Source organism: Austwickia sp. TVS 96-490-7B, assembly GCF_019331795.1.
Lineage (GTDB): Bacteria > Actinomycetota > Actinomycetes > Actinomycetales > Dermatophilaceae > Austwickia.
Genome location: NZ_JAHPZL010000008.1, coordinates 674775 through 688219 on the forward strand (window position 1 = coordinate 674775; position 13445 = coordinate 688219).

The following is a 13445-nucleotide window of genomic DNA, read 5'->3' on the forward strand; positions in this document are numbered from 1 at the left end:
CACCCAGGGCGGGAGGGGCCGTTTAGCTCATCTCGGCCTCACACCCGCACATATCTGATCAGAGCCAACCAGGAGACGACACCGCCAACAATGATTCCCAGCACTGCCATCGTCGGGGCCACTGCCCACACATCGGACATATCGACCCACCGAAAATCCTGGAACCTTCTCGCCAATTGCATCACACCGTAATACACGAATGCGACGAGACCACCTATCGCTAATAAGCAACCTGCAACGACCGCTGATAACGTTTCCACCATGAAGGGAAGTTGAACACTCGCCTTACTTGCGCCCACCACTCTCTTGATCGCGATCTCGCGACGTCGACTCCAGGCGACCTGGCGCACCGTCGTTGATGTCAATAGCACCGTACATACCAACATCAATGCTGACAGGGACCACGCGCCGTACCGCAGGAAATCCATCGCCCTGAAGAGCGGCTGCAGGATCGCTCGGATGTCCTTGACCGATGAGACGCCAGGCGCCCCGTTGAACGCCTGGTACATCAGGTCATAATCCTTCGGGTTCGACAGCTTCACCCGGTATGCCGCAGGGATCGCTTCTTGCGGAGTGTCTTGAAAAGCCGGGTTGGTGAACTGTTCCTTAAAACGTTTATAAGCTTCCTCCTGCGATTCGAAGGCCACATCTTTCACGACCGGTTTCATCGTGTTGAGCTGTTCGCCCAGGTGATCGATCTGATCCTGAGTCACCGCCGTACGTCGGCAGTTGTCCTCGCTGGAGTTTTTGGTGCATAGAAAGATGGACACCTCGACCTTGTCGTACCAATATCCCTTCGCGGTTTCGACCTGGCGCTGCGCCAACAGCCCGATCCCGAAAAACAGCAACGACACTGCGGTGACGATCATGATCGACGTCGCCATGGATGCGCTTCGGCGCAGCCCTGTCCACACCTCTCCCAGCAGGAACAGAGGCCTCATCGCATACCTCCGTAAACTCCACGGTCCTGGTCCCGCACGAGCTTGCCCTCCTGGAGTTCAATCACACGTTTACGCAGCTGGTTGACGATGTCGTCATCATGAGTGGCCATCAGCACCGTCGTCCCCGCACTGTTGATCTCGTCGAGCAGCGAGACAATGCCCAAACTCGTGGTGGGGTCGAGGTTGCCGGTGGGCTCATCAGCGAGAAGCAAAGTGGGCTTCTTCACTACTGCCCGGGCAATCGCCACCCGCTGCTGCTCACCACCGGACAGTTCGTGGGGTAACCGACGTCCCATCCCAGCCAGTCCCACGAGATCTAGCGCCTCCGCTACAGCGGTCCGTACGGTTTTGCGTGGGGCTCCCAGGACATGCATGACGTAGGCCACGTTTTGGTCGACGGTCTTGTCCGGCAGGAGCCGGAAATCCTGGAAAACCATCCCTATGTCCCGACGTAACCGTGGCACCTGCCGCCTCCTGATCTTGACCAGGTCCCGGCCTGCCACCTCGATCGTTCCAGCGGTGGGGCGTTCCTCTCGCAGAATCAACCGCATCATGGTGGATTTGCCTGACCCGGAGGCTCCCACCAGAAAGGCGAACTCCCCTGCACCGATGGACACGGTCACGTCGTCCAGAGCGGGGCGCATCACCGATCCGTACTTCTTGGTGACCCCAGCAAAATCGATCATCGATCTGTCTACGTCCTTGGTCGAACGATGTTGCAGGCGTAGGGGCCCGGCAACCCTGGCCGCGCGTCGGGCGCGTTGCAGTCGAGACTACGGCGCCCAGGGTCCCGTCGGGCGCAGGTGGGCCTAGGTGTCGCAGCCCGGGTCAGCCCCTCTCCCGGTGTGGAGACGCCACAGCACCAGGGGTGTCCGGATGTCGACGCGACTTGTCCCACACCTCGGAATATGCCGCTGATCCCCGATGACCTAGGTCCTCATTACGTTTCGAGCTGCTGACCGGCCCAACCCGCCCATGCAAGGATGACCGCATGACGCGACAGATCGGTGTGACAGAGCTCGCCCTTCGGGACGCTCACCAGAGCCTCATGGCGACGCGCATGGCCATGGAAGACATGGTTGATGCCTGCGCCGACATCGACAAGGCTGGCTATTGGAGCGTGGAGTGCTGGGGCGGGGCGACTTTCGATGCCTGCATTCGGTTCCTCAACGAGGACCCGTGGGAGCGTCTGCGGACCTTCCGCAAGCTGCTGCCCAACAGCAAACTCCAGATGTTGCTCCGAGGCCAAAACCTTTTGGGATACCGCCACTATGGTGACGATGTCGTCGACCACTTCGTGGAGAAGGCCGCCGAAAATGGCATGGACGTGTTCCGGGTCTTCGACGCGCTGAATGACCCCCGCAACCTCGAACGCGCCATGGCTGCGGTCAAGAAGAGCGGCAAGCACGCCCAGGGCACCATCTGCTACACCACCTCTCCCCTGCACACCGTCGACGGATACGTCGAACTCGCCCGTCAGCTTCGCGATATGGGAGCAGACTCCCTCGCGCTGAAGGACATGGCTGCTCTTCTCAAGCCGCAGCCGGCCTACGACATCGTCAGCGCGATCAAGTCCGAGATGCCGGACATGCAAATCAACATTCACTGTCACGCCACCACCGGCGTCACCTTGGTCTCCTTGATGAAGGGCATCGAAGCGGGCGCCGATGTCGTGGACGCCGCGATCAGCTCAATGTCGCTGGGCCCGGGGCACAACCCCACCGAGTCCGTCCAGGAAATGCTCGAAGGCACCGGGTACATCGCCGACCTCGACAAAGAGCTGCTGCGCCGCATTAAGGACCACTTCGCCGCAGTGAAGCCGAAGTACCAGCAGTTCATGTCGGCCTTTAACGTCGAAACCGACATCTTCGACAGCCAGATCCCTGGCGGCATGATCTCCAACATGGAGTCTCAGCTGAAGCAGCAAGGTGCTGGCGACAAGCTGAAGGAGGTCCTCGAAGAGGTTCCGCGCGTTCGTCAGGCGGCCGGATACCCGCCGCTGGTCACCCCGTCCAGCCAGATTGTCGGCACCCAGGCCGTGTTCAACGTCCTCATGGGCGAGTACAAGGTCCTCACCGCTGAATTCGCTGACCTCATGCTCGGCTACTACGGCTACACCCTCGGCGAGTACGACCCTGCCGTGGTTGAGAAGGCCAAGGCGCAGACCGGCAAGGAGCCGATCGACTGTCGTCCAGCCGACCTCATTCCTGCTGAGTGGGACGCGCTGAAAGAAGAAGCCGCTGGTGTCGAGGGCTTCGACGGGACTGACGAGGACGTCCTGACCTACGCGATGTTCCCGAAGGTCGCCCCCGGATTCTTCAAGACTCGCCCCGAAGGCCCGAAGTCCGTGGCCAAGGACCCGGCCGAGCTGGCAGCCGAACAGGCCGCAGCAGCTGGTGATGGCAAGACCGGACCGGTGCGTGGCCCGATCAAATACGAGATCACCGTCGACGGCCGCAAACACGCCGTGGCTGTGAAGCCGGCCTGAGCGCCACCGACGACATCCAGACCTAGACAAGAGAGAACGCCATGGCTCAGCAGAAGACGATGCAGCAGCGCATCGAAGAACTGCGTGCACGCCGCGCCGAGGTCGAAGCCGGCGGCGGCGAAAAGCGACACGCCAAACAGCACGAAGCAGGCAAGCTCACCGCACGTGAGCGCATCAACACCTTGCTTGACGAGGGAAGCATGGAGGAGGTCGGGCTCTTCGCCGAGCACCGCACCACTTTGTTTGGGATGGACAAGGCCGTCATGCCAGCTGACGGCGTTGTCACCGGCACGGGTAACGTGCTGGGGCGCCCGGTGCACTTCGCCTCCCAGGACTTCTCCGTGGCTGGCGGCTCGGCCGGTGAGATGCACTCGGTGAAGGTTGCTAACTCCCTGCACGCCGCACTGGAAAACGGCACGCCGTTCATCTTTATCAACGACTCCGGCGGCGCCCGGGTCCAGGAAGGCATCGACTCCCTATCCGGCTACGGCAAGGTGTTCTTCCAGAATGTCGCCTTGTCCGGTGTGGTCCCGCAGATCTCGATCATCGCTGGCCCCTGCGCTGGCGGCGCGGTCTATTCCCCCGCGTTGACCGACTTCATCATTCAGACCCAGAAGTCGCGGATGTTCATTACTGGCCCCGACGTCATCAAGCAGGTGACGGGCGAGCAGGTCACTGCTGAGGACCTGGGTGGTCCGGCCGCTCACATGTCCCGCTCTGGTGTGACGCACTTTGTTGCTGACGACGACGAGCAGGCCATCCTCATCGCGAAGAAGTTGCTGAGCTTCTTGCCCAGCAACAACACGGAAGAGCCGCCGTTCGTCGAGGGACACGACGAGGTGGAGCCGGATGAGTCGCTGAACTCGATCATCCCCGAGGACCCCAAAAAGGCGTACGACGTCCGGGACGTCATCGCCAAGCTTGTTGACGCCGGGGACTTCTTGGAAGTCCAGGCTGGATACGCCATGAACATGGTCATCGGCTTTGGCCGGATTACCGGTCGCACCGTCGGGTTCATCGCCAACCAGTGCAACCAAATGTCGGGTGTGCTCGACATCAACTCCTCGGACAAAGCGGCACGGTTCATCCGGTTCTGCAACGCCTTCAACATCCCGCTGGTCAACCTGGTCGACGTGCCTGGATTCTTGCCCGGCACACAGCAGGAGTACGGCGGCATCATCCGTCACGGCGCGAAGATGCTGTTCGCTTACTCCTCGGCGACGGTCCCCAAGATCACTGTGGTGCTGCGTAAGGCATATGGCGGCGCCTACTTGGCGATGTGCTCGAAGGACTTGGGCGCTGACCGCGTATTTGCGTGGCCAACCGCAGAGATCGCGGTCATGGGCGCCGAAGGCGCTGCTGGCGTCGTTTTCCGTCGGGAAATTGCTGACGCGGACGACCCGGAAGCCAAGCGAGCCGAATTGGTGTCGCTCTACCGTGAGGCATTCTCCACGCCATATGTTTCTGCGGCTCGGGGCCTCGTCGACGACATTATCGAGCCAGCCGAAACTCGGCTCTACATCGCTCGGGCACTGGAAGTCCTGCAAAACAAACGCGACCAGCGTCCGCCGAAGAAGCACGGCCTGATCCCGCTCTGATCGAGCCTGACCCGACAAGGAAGGAAACGACATGAGCGAGATCACCGGCGAACACATCGCCGAGCTGGTCGAGGCCGTCAAGACCCTCTCCGCCCGTGTGGAAACACTCGAGAACCGTCTCGAGCAGTTCCATCCGACCGGTAAGGTTCCCGATGACGTTCTTCTCGCCATCAGCGCAGCCTGCGCGGCATACCTGGGTCACCGGGCCAAGGTGAAGCAGGTCCACCTGCGTCGCCACACGACGTGGGCCAAGCAGGGGCGTTCCGACGTCCAGCATTCGCATCGCATTACGCACGCCCCGCGCATGTTCCGGTAGGAGAGGGAAGACATGAAACTCAAAGTCACCGTCAACGGCATCGAATACGACGTTGACGTCGACGTCGAAGAGGAGCCCACTCCTACTCTCGGCTCGATTATGGTCGGTAGCACCTCGGCTTACGGTGTGACCCCCACAGCGGCCAAGGCTCCAGCCTCCACGTCTAACGGCTTGACCGCGCCGATTTCCGGGACCGTTGTGAAGATCCTGGTGGATGAAGGCGCCGAGGTGAAGGCCGGGGATACGGTCATGATCCTGGAAGCCATGAAGATGGAAACGGAGATCACGGCACCGGCCGATGGCACAGTTGCCACGATCGATGTCTCCGTCGGCGAAGCTGTCCAGGGTGGACAGGTCCTCCTCGAATGGGCGTGAGCCACATCCGGTAGGAGCGCTGGGACGGCGCCTGATCGCGACGTCTGTCCTAGAACCCTGAAAGGGTGGGCTCTGAGATATTTCTCAGAGCCCACCCTTTGTCATGATGTGGGGAGAGATAGCAGTTGGGTGTCCGAGCTGACCGTGATCGTTCAGCCCTGACGACACACTGCTCAGACCTCGGCTCGCTCCAAGGACCGCTTCCACCGGATGCCTGCCTCCAAGAAGGCATCGATGTCACCATCGAACACCCCAGAGGTGTTGCCTACCTCGTGCTCGGTGCGCAGGTCCTTCACCATCTGATACGGGTGCAGGACGTAGCTGCGCATCTGATCTCCCCAGCTGGCCTTCACGTCGCCAGCAAGAGCTTTCTTGGCTGCAGCTTCCTCTTCTTGACGTTTCAGGAGAAGCCGAGACTGCAACACCCGCAATGCTGCCGCACGGTTCTGGATCTGCGACTTCTCGTTCTGCATCGAAACGACGATGCCGGTGGGAAGGTGCGTCATCCGCACCGCCGAGTCCGTCGTGTTGACCGATTGGCCACCCGGACCAGAAGACCGGAACACATCAACCTTGATCTCATTTTCTGGGATGTCGATGTGATCGGTTGACTCAATCAGTGGGATCACTTCGACCGCCGCAAAACTCGTCTGTCGACGCCCCTGGTTGTCAAACGGACTGATGCGCACTAGCCGGTGGGTGCCAGCCTCCACTGCCAGTGTGCCGTACGCATAGGGCACCTTCACCTCGAAGGTCGCCGACTTCAAACCGGCTTCTTCGGCGTACGACGTGTCTAACACTGTGGTGGGATAGTTGTGACGCTCCGCCCAACGCAGATACATACGCAACAACATCTCTGCGAAATCGGCAGCGTCCACACCGCCAGCGCCAGAACGGATTGTCACGACCGCCTCACGCTCGTCGTACTCGCCTGACAGCAGGGTGCGCACTTCCAGCTCCCCGACAGCTTTGCGTAACGAGACTAATTCCGCCTCAGCTTCAGCGAGCGTTTCTGAGTCATCGGCTTCGGTGCCCATCTCGACGAGGACCTCCAGGTCCTCGATCCGGGAGTCCATGCCCTGGACCCGTTCCAGCTCAGCATTAGCACGGGACAAGCGGCTGGTGACAGCTTGAGCGTTTTCTTGATCGTCCCACAGGTCTGGTGCGCTGGCCTGACTCTCCAATTCCACGATCTGCGTCTTGAGACGCTCGACGTCCGTCACCTGACGGACAGACTCCATAGTTGAACGGAGTGCTTTGATCTCTGCTGCGAAGTCGGTGGCCACGAGGTCCGAGTCTACGGCAGGGCGACACCTCGGCTGGGCATGAGGCCAGCGACGGACCCGGACACTCAACTCACAGCAACGGTTGTAACCAGGCGATGATGTGTTCACCGACTCGGGAGAGCATCCCCCGGTCTTGCCACTCTTCCAGCAACAACTGTCGACAGTTCGTGAGGTCACGATCAAAGGCTTCCTCCATGAATGTCGCTTGGTCATCACTGAAGATCTCCAGGTTGACCTCATAGTTACCGATCAGGGATAACCGATCAATATTGGCTGTGCCCACGGTTGACCAGCGACCGTCCACAGTGGCGGTTTTGGCGTGAACCATCGCATCCTGGAACAACCAGATCGTCACCCCACCCTCTAATAACGCTGTGTAATACCACCGGGACGCCCAGTCTGCGACGATGTGGTTGCTGTGCTCCGGCACGATGATGCGTACGTCGACGCCGCGCTTAGCCGCGGCCAACAGGGTCGCCAAGATCTCCCGGTCGGGAAGGAAATAGGCCTGTGTGATGTAGACACGTGCGGTGGCGCGGTCTATGGCATCTAGATAAAGGCCCCGGACCGGGAAGAGCATTCGGTGCGGGGCGTTACGAGAGGCTCGGATGCGCGACTCCCAGGCTAGCGACCCACGGTCTCGCAGCTCGGGGTGGTAGGAGCGGCGATGATCGTTCCAGAAGTCAACGAAAGCATTTTCGACTTCCCAGACCGCTGGGCCGACGACTCGCAGGTGGGTGTCCCGCCACGTTGTCGCATAGGCGGCGCCAATGTTGTAACCGCCGACGAATCCAACGTGGTGATCGACGACCAAGAGTTTGCGGTGATCACGACCGTAGTAGCGAATGTTTAACGTCAGCATCCCCGGACGAACCGCCGGGAACCGAAGCACATGCAGATTCCCTGGGAACCGGTAGAACCGAGGATCTACCACCATGTTTGCAAAGCCGTCATAGACGACATATACCTGCACTCCACGATCGGCGGCATCAATCAGGGCTGCTTTGAATCGGTTACCTACCTCATCATTCTTCCAAATGAATGTCTCGAAGTAGATGACCTCGTGGGCCGATTCGATCGCGGCAAGCATGTCGGCATACAAATACTCACCATAGGTGTACGTGGTAACGATTGACCCAGCGACTTCGGTGGTCATCGGTGGGCTGTGCGGGAACTCCCCCGACGGCGGTTGGCGTTGCTTGCGGATCTGATCGACGGCGATCACCGTCACCGCTGCGCCGATCTGGGTGGCAGTGGTCACTCCCAGGGCCCACAGGCCCAGCTTCATCGCGGTACGACGACTCCAAGGTGTTGGGCGGGGCATCCGTTGAGCCTACCCAGGCCCCCTGTCGAAGACCGGGAAGACACCAGGTCGGATGTCACACTATTCGGTAATCATCCTTGGGTCGTGGGGCCGCATCCGTGACGGATGGTCGCCCCCTCCTCATGTCCTTCACATTCAGCTAGGACAGTGCCCCACAGCTATCTCAGTGGGATTGTCCCGTCGCCTCGTCCTCACCGCGGGAGCGGACCTCTTCGTATCGCACCCGAACCGTGGTGATCGTGGTCATGATCGACATGCGTAGGGTTTCTGGCGCCTGCTCACACCCGCAGGAACGACGTACCAGAGCCTTGAGTAGGACATCCCGCTCATACGCACCCATGCAATCTACGCAGTCATCGAGATGGCGCCTGATCCGCGTACAGTCCATTCCGGTCATCTCCCCGTCGAGATATTCGAAGACCCGCAACAGCACCTCCGAACAGTCAGTCTCCGACGATCGACCGGCCCCGGAAGGGTCCGGTGCGGTACGGCCGCTCACTGCCCTTCCCCTAAGAAGCCCCGTTCACGGGCGTAGTCAGTTAAGAGTTCACGCAGTTGGCGGCGACCACGGTGCAGCCGGGACATCACCGTCCCGATCGGGGTCTGCATAATCTCGGCGATCTCCTTGTAGGAGAACCCCTCCACATCGGCGAGATAGACCGCCAACCGGAAATCTTCACCAATTGTGGCCAAAGCCCGTTTGACGTCCGCATCAGGAAGATGATCCAACGCTTCCATCTCCGCTGAACGCAGACCACGAGATGTGTGCGATTCGGCCCGCGCCAACTGGTAATCCTCAACCTGGGCGGCATCGGACTCCAGCGGCTGGCGCTGTTTCTTGCGGTAAGAGTTGATGTAGGTGTTGGTCAAGATGCGGTAGAGCCACGCCTTGAGATTGGTGCCTGGCTTGTATTGATGGAACGCCGCGAAGGCTTTCGTGAAGGTCTCTTGGACAAGATCCTCAGCGTCGGTGGGATTGCGAGTAGTCCGTAACGCGGCGGAATACAGCTGGTCGAGATAAGGCATCGCCTCAGCCTCGAACCGAGCTGCGCGTTCCTGTGGCGTCTCCTCAGAGAGCTCCGCCGGATTCGCTCCCCGCTCGGGGGCCTTGGTCGCCGCGCCGCTGGTGTCACGCACCGACGACCCAGGCGTGTCCCCCAGGTGTGTGGTCTCATTCATCGCTGTCAAGCGTACCGGCGGTGCCGCCGGGCCGCTCCCGGAGCCGGGCGTGGGCACCTGGCACTCGGGTAGGCCGGTGTGTGTCAGAAACACGCACTTCTCCTCGGGTCCACGTGAAGACTTGGGTCACCGATCACAACGCGGACGCTGCAGCGCACATTCCCAGGCCGACATGTCCGCGACCTGCACCACGTCGCGGGACCTCTCGGGCGCGCAAGTCACCCCAACGGTTCTCCGGTGAACGGATCGACAGCACCACGCAGCCGTTCCGAGGGCACCCGGCGTAACAACTCGGGGCCGTTTGCCGCTGGCGACCCCACGACCCGGTCGACCGGATGTGCGTCAAATCGACCTGGAGTGTGCGGCGCGAGCAACGAGGCGACCCGGCGAGGATCACGATGATCGCAGGCCAACCAGGCATCCCAATCGGCACGTTCAAGGACCACAGGCTGTCGATGGTGGACCCGATCCAAGCCCGGCTCTGCCTGGGTGGTGATGATGGTGAACGAAGCTAACCACGCCAGCGGATCCTGCGGGTCGATCGCTGCCGGATCTCGCCAAAACTCATACAACCCTGCAAAGGCCAGCAGATCTGCGTCTCGACGACGGACATAGAAGGGCTGACGCAGAGGACGCCCCTGTCCGTCGACAGCGGTGGCACTGACCTGCCACTCGTACCAGCCATCCGCAGGCACCAAAAGGCGACGCCGAAGCGCGGACTGGCGAAAGGCTGGCTTGTTGAGGACCGTTTCGGCTCGGGCGTTAATCATCCGCCCCCCGATCCGCGGATCTTTGGCCCACCCTGGCACCAATCCCCAACTCATCAGGCGCAGCTGGCGCACCGGAGTGCTGTTCTCGTCGGCAGGGGGGCCGACAGGCAACGGCCGCGACACCCGTTCCAAGACCACCGGGACATTCTTTGCCGGGCCCACGTTGTGATCCGCACTGCCCGCAGCAGGTCGCTGCGGCGTGCGGAGCACTGACCGCACCGGCTCGGCGCTCCGGTCAGCGGCCACATCCAATTGCGTGACCAGCTCTGCCGTCGCCCGGGTGAGCGCATATCGTCCGCACATCCCCCCAGCGTACGAAGCTTCCCAGCGGACCGGTGCCCCGTGCGACACTGAGGCGCGCCGTGATGAGAGGTGGGACGGCCCCCTCCAGAGGCTTGCAGCTCGGCACGGGCCCGATAACGTAGGGAACAGGCCGGACACCCAGGGCACATCTCGTGACCGTCGTCTCCACGACGCCACACACCGCCCGTTCCGGTTCCATCTCGATTAGCTCACAGGAGACTCATCATGGTGTTTCTCCGACCTGCCCCCATGGCGGTCTTGGTCACCTCCGGCGGTGACTCAGCGACGTGCTTCTCGGCGCGTCAAGGGTTCCGGCGGTACGACGCCGTATCGCCGCGACATGGTGGGGACGGCGGACGTTACGGCGACGATGACCCCCTGAAACCCGAGGAACACCGGTGAACGATCCCTCTGACAGACCCTCGCCCCGCGGTGGCACCCCAGCTGTCCCGCCGACCACTGCGGGCGTCCCCGCCGCCGATTCGCCCCCTTGGGCAGCGCCGTACGCGGACCGGCCCATCCATGCGTGCGTCTCTCTCCCCGGCAGCAAATCCCTCACCAACCGATACCTCATCTTGGCCGCCCTGGCCGCGAGCGAGTCGCGGATCCGTCGCCCGTTGCGTTCCCGGGACACCCTGTTAATGGCAGCCGGGCTACGTGCCCTAGGGTGCGTCATCGAAGACCTCCCTGGTGATGACCCGCTTCACGCTGACTGGCTGGTCACCCCCGGTGCCCTCACCGGAAACACCGCCGTCGACTGTGGCCTGGCCGGCACCATCATGCGCTTCCTCCCCCCGGTGGCAGCGCTAGCCGAGGGGCCGGTGCATATCGACGGGGACGAACAGGCTCGAGGACGGCCGATGGGGGCAGGACTGCAGGCGCTGCGGGACCTGGGAGTGCCGGTCGATGGCGAGGAGTTGCCGTTCACGGTGCACGGCGCAGGCTCCGTCCACGGCGGACGAGTCGCTCTCGATGCCTCAGCAAGTTCACAATTCGTTTCCGGTCTACTGCTGGCCGGGGCGCGTTTTGACACCGGATTGACCGTCGTGCACGACGGTCCGGCGATCCCCTCGACGCCGCACGTGACCATGACAGTAGAGGTGCTGCGCGACGCCGGAGTGGACGTCGACGACTCGGTAGCACACCGGTGGCGCGTCGAACCCACTGACATTCACGCCCTAGACGTGCAGGTCGAACCGGACCTGTCGAACGCCGCAGCCTTCCTCGCCGCGGGGATGGTCACCGGCGGCGTGATCGACGTACCCGGCTGGCCGCAATACACCACCCAAGCCGGTGACGCTGTCCGAGAGATCTTCACCGCAATGGGCGCCGACATCACCCTCGGCCGGGAATCATTGGTGCTCACCGGACCGGAACGACCCCGCGGAGTCGACATCGACCTGCACGATGTGGGTGAGCTGACCCCAGTGATCGCCGCCGTCGCCGCCGTCGCGACCAGCCCATCTAGATTGCGTGGCATCGCCCACCTGCGTGGTCACGAAACCGACCGGTTAGCCGCGCTAGCCACCGAGATCGGACGCTTGGGCGGTCAGGTCGAGGTGACCGAGGACGGGCTGACGATCACCCCGCGGCCAATGCGAGGAGCCGTGCTGCACACCTACGCCGACCATCGGATGGCGATGGCTGGGGCAGTCCTGGGGCTGGCCGTCCCCGGGGTGCTGCTGGACGATGTAGCTACCACGGCGAAGACCATGCCCGATTTCCCGCAACGCTGGGCAGCGATGAGCGTGGCAGCCACCGCAGTGCAGGGCTACTGATGGCTCGGGGCGCAGAACGCTACGAACATTTCGAGGATCAGGTCCGCACCCGACCGTCCCGCCGCGGGTCACGGCCACGCACGAAGGACCGACCCCGCCACGACAACGCGATACCAGGCGTGGTGGTAGGTATTGATCGAGGCCGATACGCGACCTTGGTGGAGGGGCGCGCAGTGATCGCGATGAAAGCCCGCGAGCTGGGCCGCAAGTCCGTGGTCGTTGGCGACGAGGTCGGCTTGGTCGGCGACGTCACCGGCTCGCCGGACGCTCTGGCCCGGATCGTGCGGATCCACCCCCGCCGCAGCGTGCTGCGCCGTACTGCCGACGATACGGACCCCTTCGAACGGGTGATTGTGGCGAATGCCGACCAGTTGGCGATCGTCACTGCGTTGGCGGATCCACAGCCCCGACCACGGATGGTTGACCGGTGTCTGGTCGCGGCGTACGACGCTGGTCTCGATCCGCTGCTGGTGTTGACCAAAGCCGACCTCGCAGACCCCACCGAGTTCCGCGACCTCTATGCCGCTTTGGATGTCCCTGCGGTGGCCTGCAGCGTCGTCGAAGATGCCGACACCCCGGGGGTGCCCGGAGAAGCGATTCAAGGCCTAGAACACCTGCACGAACGATTAGACGGTCGGGTGACCGTCCTCGTGGGACATTCCGGCGTCGGTAAATCCACCCTGGTCAACGCACTAGTCCCGACCGCCGGGCGTAGCACTGGCCGAGTCAACGATGTCACCGGTCGAGGTCGGCACACCTCAACCTCGGCGGTGGCCTTGGCTCTGCCGGAGAGCGGCTGGGTGATCGACACCCCAGGAGTGCGCTCATTTGGGTTGGCACACATCCCGGTCACCTCGATCGTGGACTTCTTCGACGACCTTTCCCCTGGCACGCACGACTGTCCACGCGGCTGTAGCCACGATGAAGCTGAGTGTGCGCTCGACGAGTTCGTCGCTGATGGGTCAGCCGGATCGGCCGGTGCGCTACGACTGGACTCGTTACGCCGGTTGCTGCGTGCCCGCGCTGGCGATGATCGAGCGGACCGGGACTGAATGACGATACCGACACCGCCACCGGGTCTGACAGC

Annotated in this window: 14 protein-coding genes; 7 read left to right on the top strand and 7 right to left on the bottom strand. The window is 62.3% G+C overall.

Features of this window, described 5'->3' with window-relative positions:
* Positions 1-38: 38 nt before the first annotated feature.
* Positions 39-941 (bottom strand): permease-like cell division protein FtsX, encoded by a 903-nt coding sequence (gene ftsX, locus KEM60_RS13570; protein WP_255574633.1) that lies wholly within the window; start codon positions 939-941, stop codon positions 39-41.
* Entirely contained in the window at positions 938-1627 is a 690-nt protein-coding gene (gene ftsE, locus KEM60_RS13575) for a cell division ATP-binding protein FtsE (RefSeq protein ID WP_219108087.1), read from the bottom strand. The genes ftsX and ftsE overlap by 4 nt, the downstream gene beginning before the upstream one ends.
* 305 nt (positions 1628-1932) lie before the next feature.
* Here ftsE and KEM60_RS13580 point away from each other — a divergent pair, with 305 nt between their 5' ends.
* From KEM60_RS13580 to KEM60_RS16770, 4 genes are read left to right on the top strand one after another with little or no spacing between them, the layout of a single operon-like run.
* A complete protein-coding gene (locus tag KEM60_RS13580; protein WP_219108088.1) occupies positions 1933-3429 on the top strand; it encodes a methylmalonyl-CoA carboxytransferase subunit 5S in 1497 nt (498 codons plus the stop codon).
* A gap of 41 nt (positions 3430-3470) precedes the next feature.
* Positions 3471-5027: an acyl-CoA carboxylase subunit beta gene (locus KEM60_RS13585; RefSeq protein WP_219108089.1), complete on the top strand. Its 1557-nt coding sequence runs from the start codon at positions 3471-3473 to the stop codon at positions 5025-5027.
* A gap of 31 nt (positions 5028-5058) precedes the next feature.
* Positions 5059-5343, top strand: coding sequence for a hypothetical protein (locus KEM60_RS13590; RefSeq protein WP_219108090.1), 285 nt, complete (start codon positions 5059-5061; stop codon positions 5341-5343).
* A 12-nt stretch (positions 5344-5355) separates the two neighbouring features.
* Entirely contained in the window at positions 5356-5718 is a 363-nt protein-coding gene (locus KEM60_RS16770) for a biotin/lipoyl-containing protein (RefSeq protein ID WP_219108091.1), read from the top strand.
* Between the two features lie 173 nt (positions 5719-5891).
* Here the strand turns inward: KEM60_RS16770 and prfB are convergent, their stop codons facing one another.
* The 5 genes from prfB to KEM60_RS13620 all read right to left on the bottom strand — a co-directional run bounded on the left by prfB (position 5892) and on the right by KEM60_RS13620 (position 10580).
* Entirely contained in the window at positions 5892-7004 is a 1113-nt protein-coding gene (gene prfB / locus KEM60_RS13600; RefSeq protein WP_219108092.1) for a peptide chain release factor 2, read from the bottom strand.
* Positions 7005-7074: 70 nt separating this feature from the next.
* Positions 7075-8328: a phosphatidylserine/phosphatidylglycerophosphate/cardiolipin synthase family protein gene (locus KEM60_RS13605; RefSeq protein ID WP_219108093.1), complete on the bottom strand. Its 1254-nt coding sequence runs from the start codon at positions 8326-8328 to the stop codon at positions 7075-7077.
* Between the two features lie 163 nt (positions 8329-8491).
* Positions 8492-8827: a mycothiol system anti-sigma-R factor gene (gene rsrA, locus KEM60_RS13610; protein ID WP_219108094.1), complete on the bottom strand. Its 336-nt coding sequence runs from the start codon at positions 8825-8827 to the stop codon at positions 8492-8494.
* Positions 8824-9507 (bottom strand): sigma-70 family RNA polymerase sigma factor, encoded by a 684-nt coding sequence (locus KEM60_RS13615; protein WP_219108095.1) that lies wholly within the window; start codon positions 9505-9507, stop codon positions 8824-8826. Before KEM60_RS13615 ends, rsrA begins: the two co-directional genes overlap by 4 nt.
* Positions 9508-9725: 218 nt before the next feature.
* Positions 9726-10580, bottom strand: coding sequence for an SOS response-associated peptidase (locus KEM60_RS13620; RefSeq protein ID WP_219108096.1), 855 nt, complete (start codon positions 10578-10580; stop codon positions 9726-9728).
* Positions 10581-10805: 225 nt separating this feature from the next.
* Between KEM60_RS13620 and KEM60_RS13625 the strand changes: the two genes are divergently transcribed.
* From KEM60_RS13625 to rsgA, 3 genes are read left to right on the top strand one after another with little or no spacing between them, the layout of a single operon-like run.
* The gene (locus tag KEM60_RS13625; protein WP_219108097.1) at positions 10806-10982 is read left to right on the top strand and encodes a hypothetical protein; all 177 of its coding nucleotides are present in this window, start codon (positions 10806-10808) and stop codon (positions 10980-10982) included.
* On the top strand, positions 10979-12358 hold the full coding sequence (gene aroA, locus KEM60_RS13630; protein ID WP_219108098.1) for a 3-phosphoshikimate 1-carboxyvinyltransferase: 1380 nt from the start codon (positions 10979-10981) through the stop codon (positions 12356-12358). Before KEM60_RS13625 ends, aroA begins: the two co-directional genes overlap by 4 nt.
* A complete protein-coding gene (gene rsgA, locus KEM60_RS13635) occupies positions 12358-13410 on the top strand; it encodes a ribosome small subunit-dependent GTPase A (RefSeq protein ID WP_219108099.1) in 1053 nt (350 codons plus the stop codon). Before aroA ends, rsgA begins: the two co-directional genes overlap by 1 nt.
* Positions 13411-13445: the final 35 nt, after the last annotated feature.

Bases quoted from the DNA above. Each gene is read 5' to 3' on its own strand.
- KEM60_RS16770 (WP_219108091.1), top strand. From the start codon at position 5,356: ATGAAACTCAAAGTCACCGTCAACGGCATCGAATACGACGTTGACGTC.
- KEM60_RS13585 (WP_219108089.1), top strand. From the start codon at position 3,471: ATGGCTCAGCAGAAGACGATGCAGCAGCGCATCGAAGAACTGCGTGCA.
- KEM60_RS13605 (WP_219108093.1), bottom strand. From the start codon at position 8,328: ATGCCCCGCCCAACACCTTGGAGTCGTCGTACCGCGATGAAGCTGGGC.
- KEM60_RS13580 (WP_219108088.1), top strand. From the start codon at position 1,933: ATGACGCGACAGATCGGTGTGACAGAGCTCGCCCTTCGGGACGCTCAC.
- KEM60_RS13615 (WP_219108095.1), bottom strand. From the start codon at position 9,507: ATGAATGAGACCACACACCTGGGGGACACGCCTGGGTCGTCGGTGCGT.
- ftsX (WP_255574633.1), bottom strand. From the start codon at position 941: ATGAGGCCTCTGTTCCTGCTGGGAGAGGTGTGGACAGGGCTGCGCCGA.
- KEM60_RS13625 (WP_219108097.1), top strand. From the start codon at position 10,806: ATGGTGTTTCTCCGACCTGCCCCCATGGCGGTCTTGGTCACCTCCGGC.
- KEM60_RS13590 (WP_219108090.1), top strand. From the start codon at position 5,059: ATGAGCGAGATCACCGGCGAACACATCGCCGAGCTGGTCGAGGCCGTC.
- ftsE (WP_219108087.1), bottom strand. From the start codon at position 1,627: ATGATCGATTTTGCTGGGGTCACCAAGAAGTACGGATCGGTGATGCGC.
- KEM60_RS13620 (WP_219108096.1), bottom strand. From the start codon at position 10,580: ATGTGCGGACGATATGCGCTCACCCGGGCGACGGCAGAGCTGGTCACG.
- rsgA (WP_219108099.1), top strand. From the start codon at position 12,358: ATGGCTCGGGGCGCAGAACGCTACGAACATTTCGAGGATCAGGTCCGC.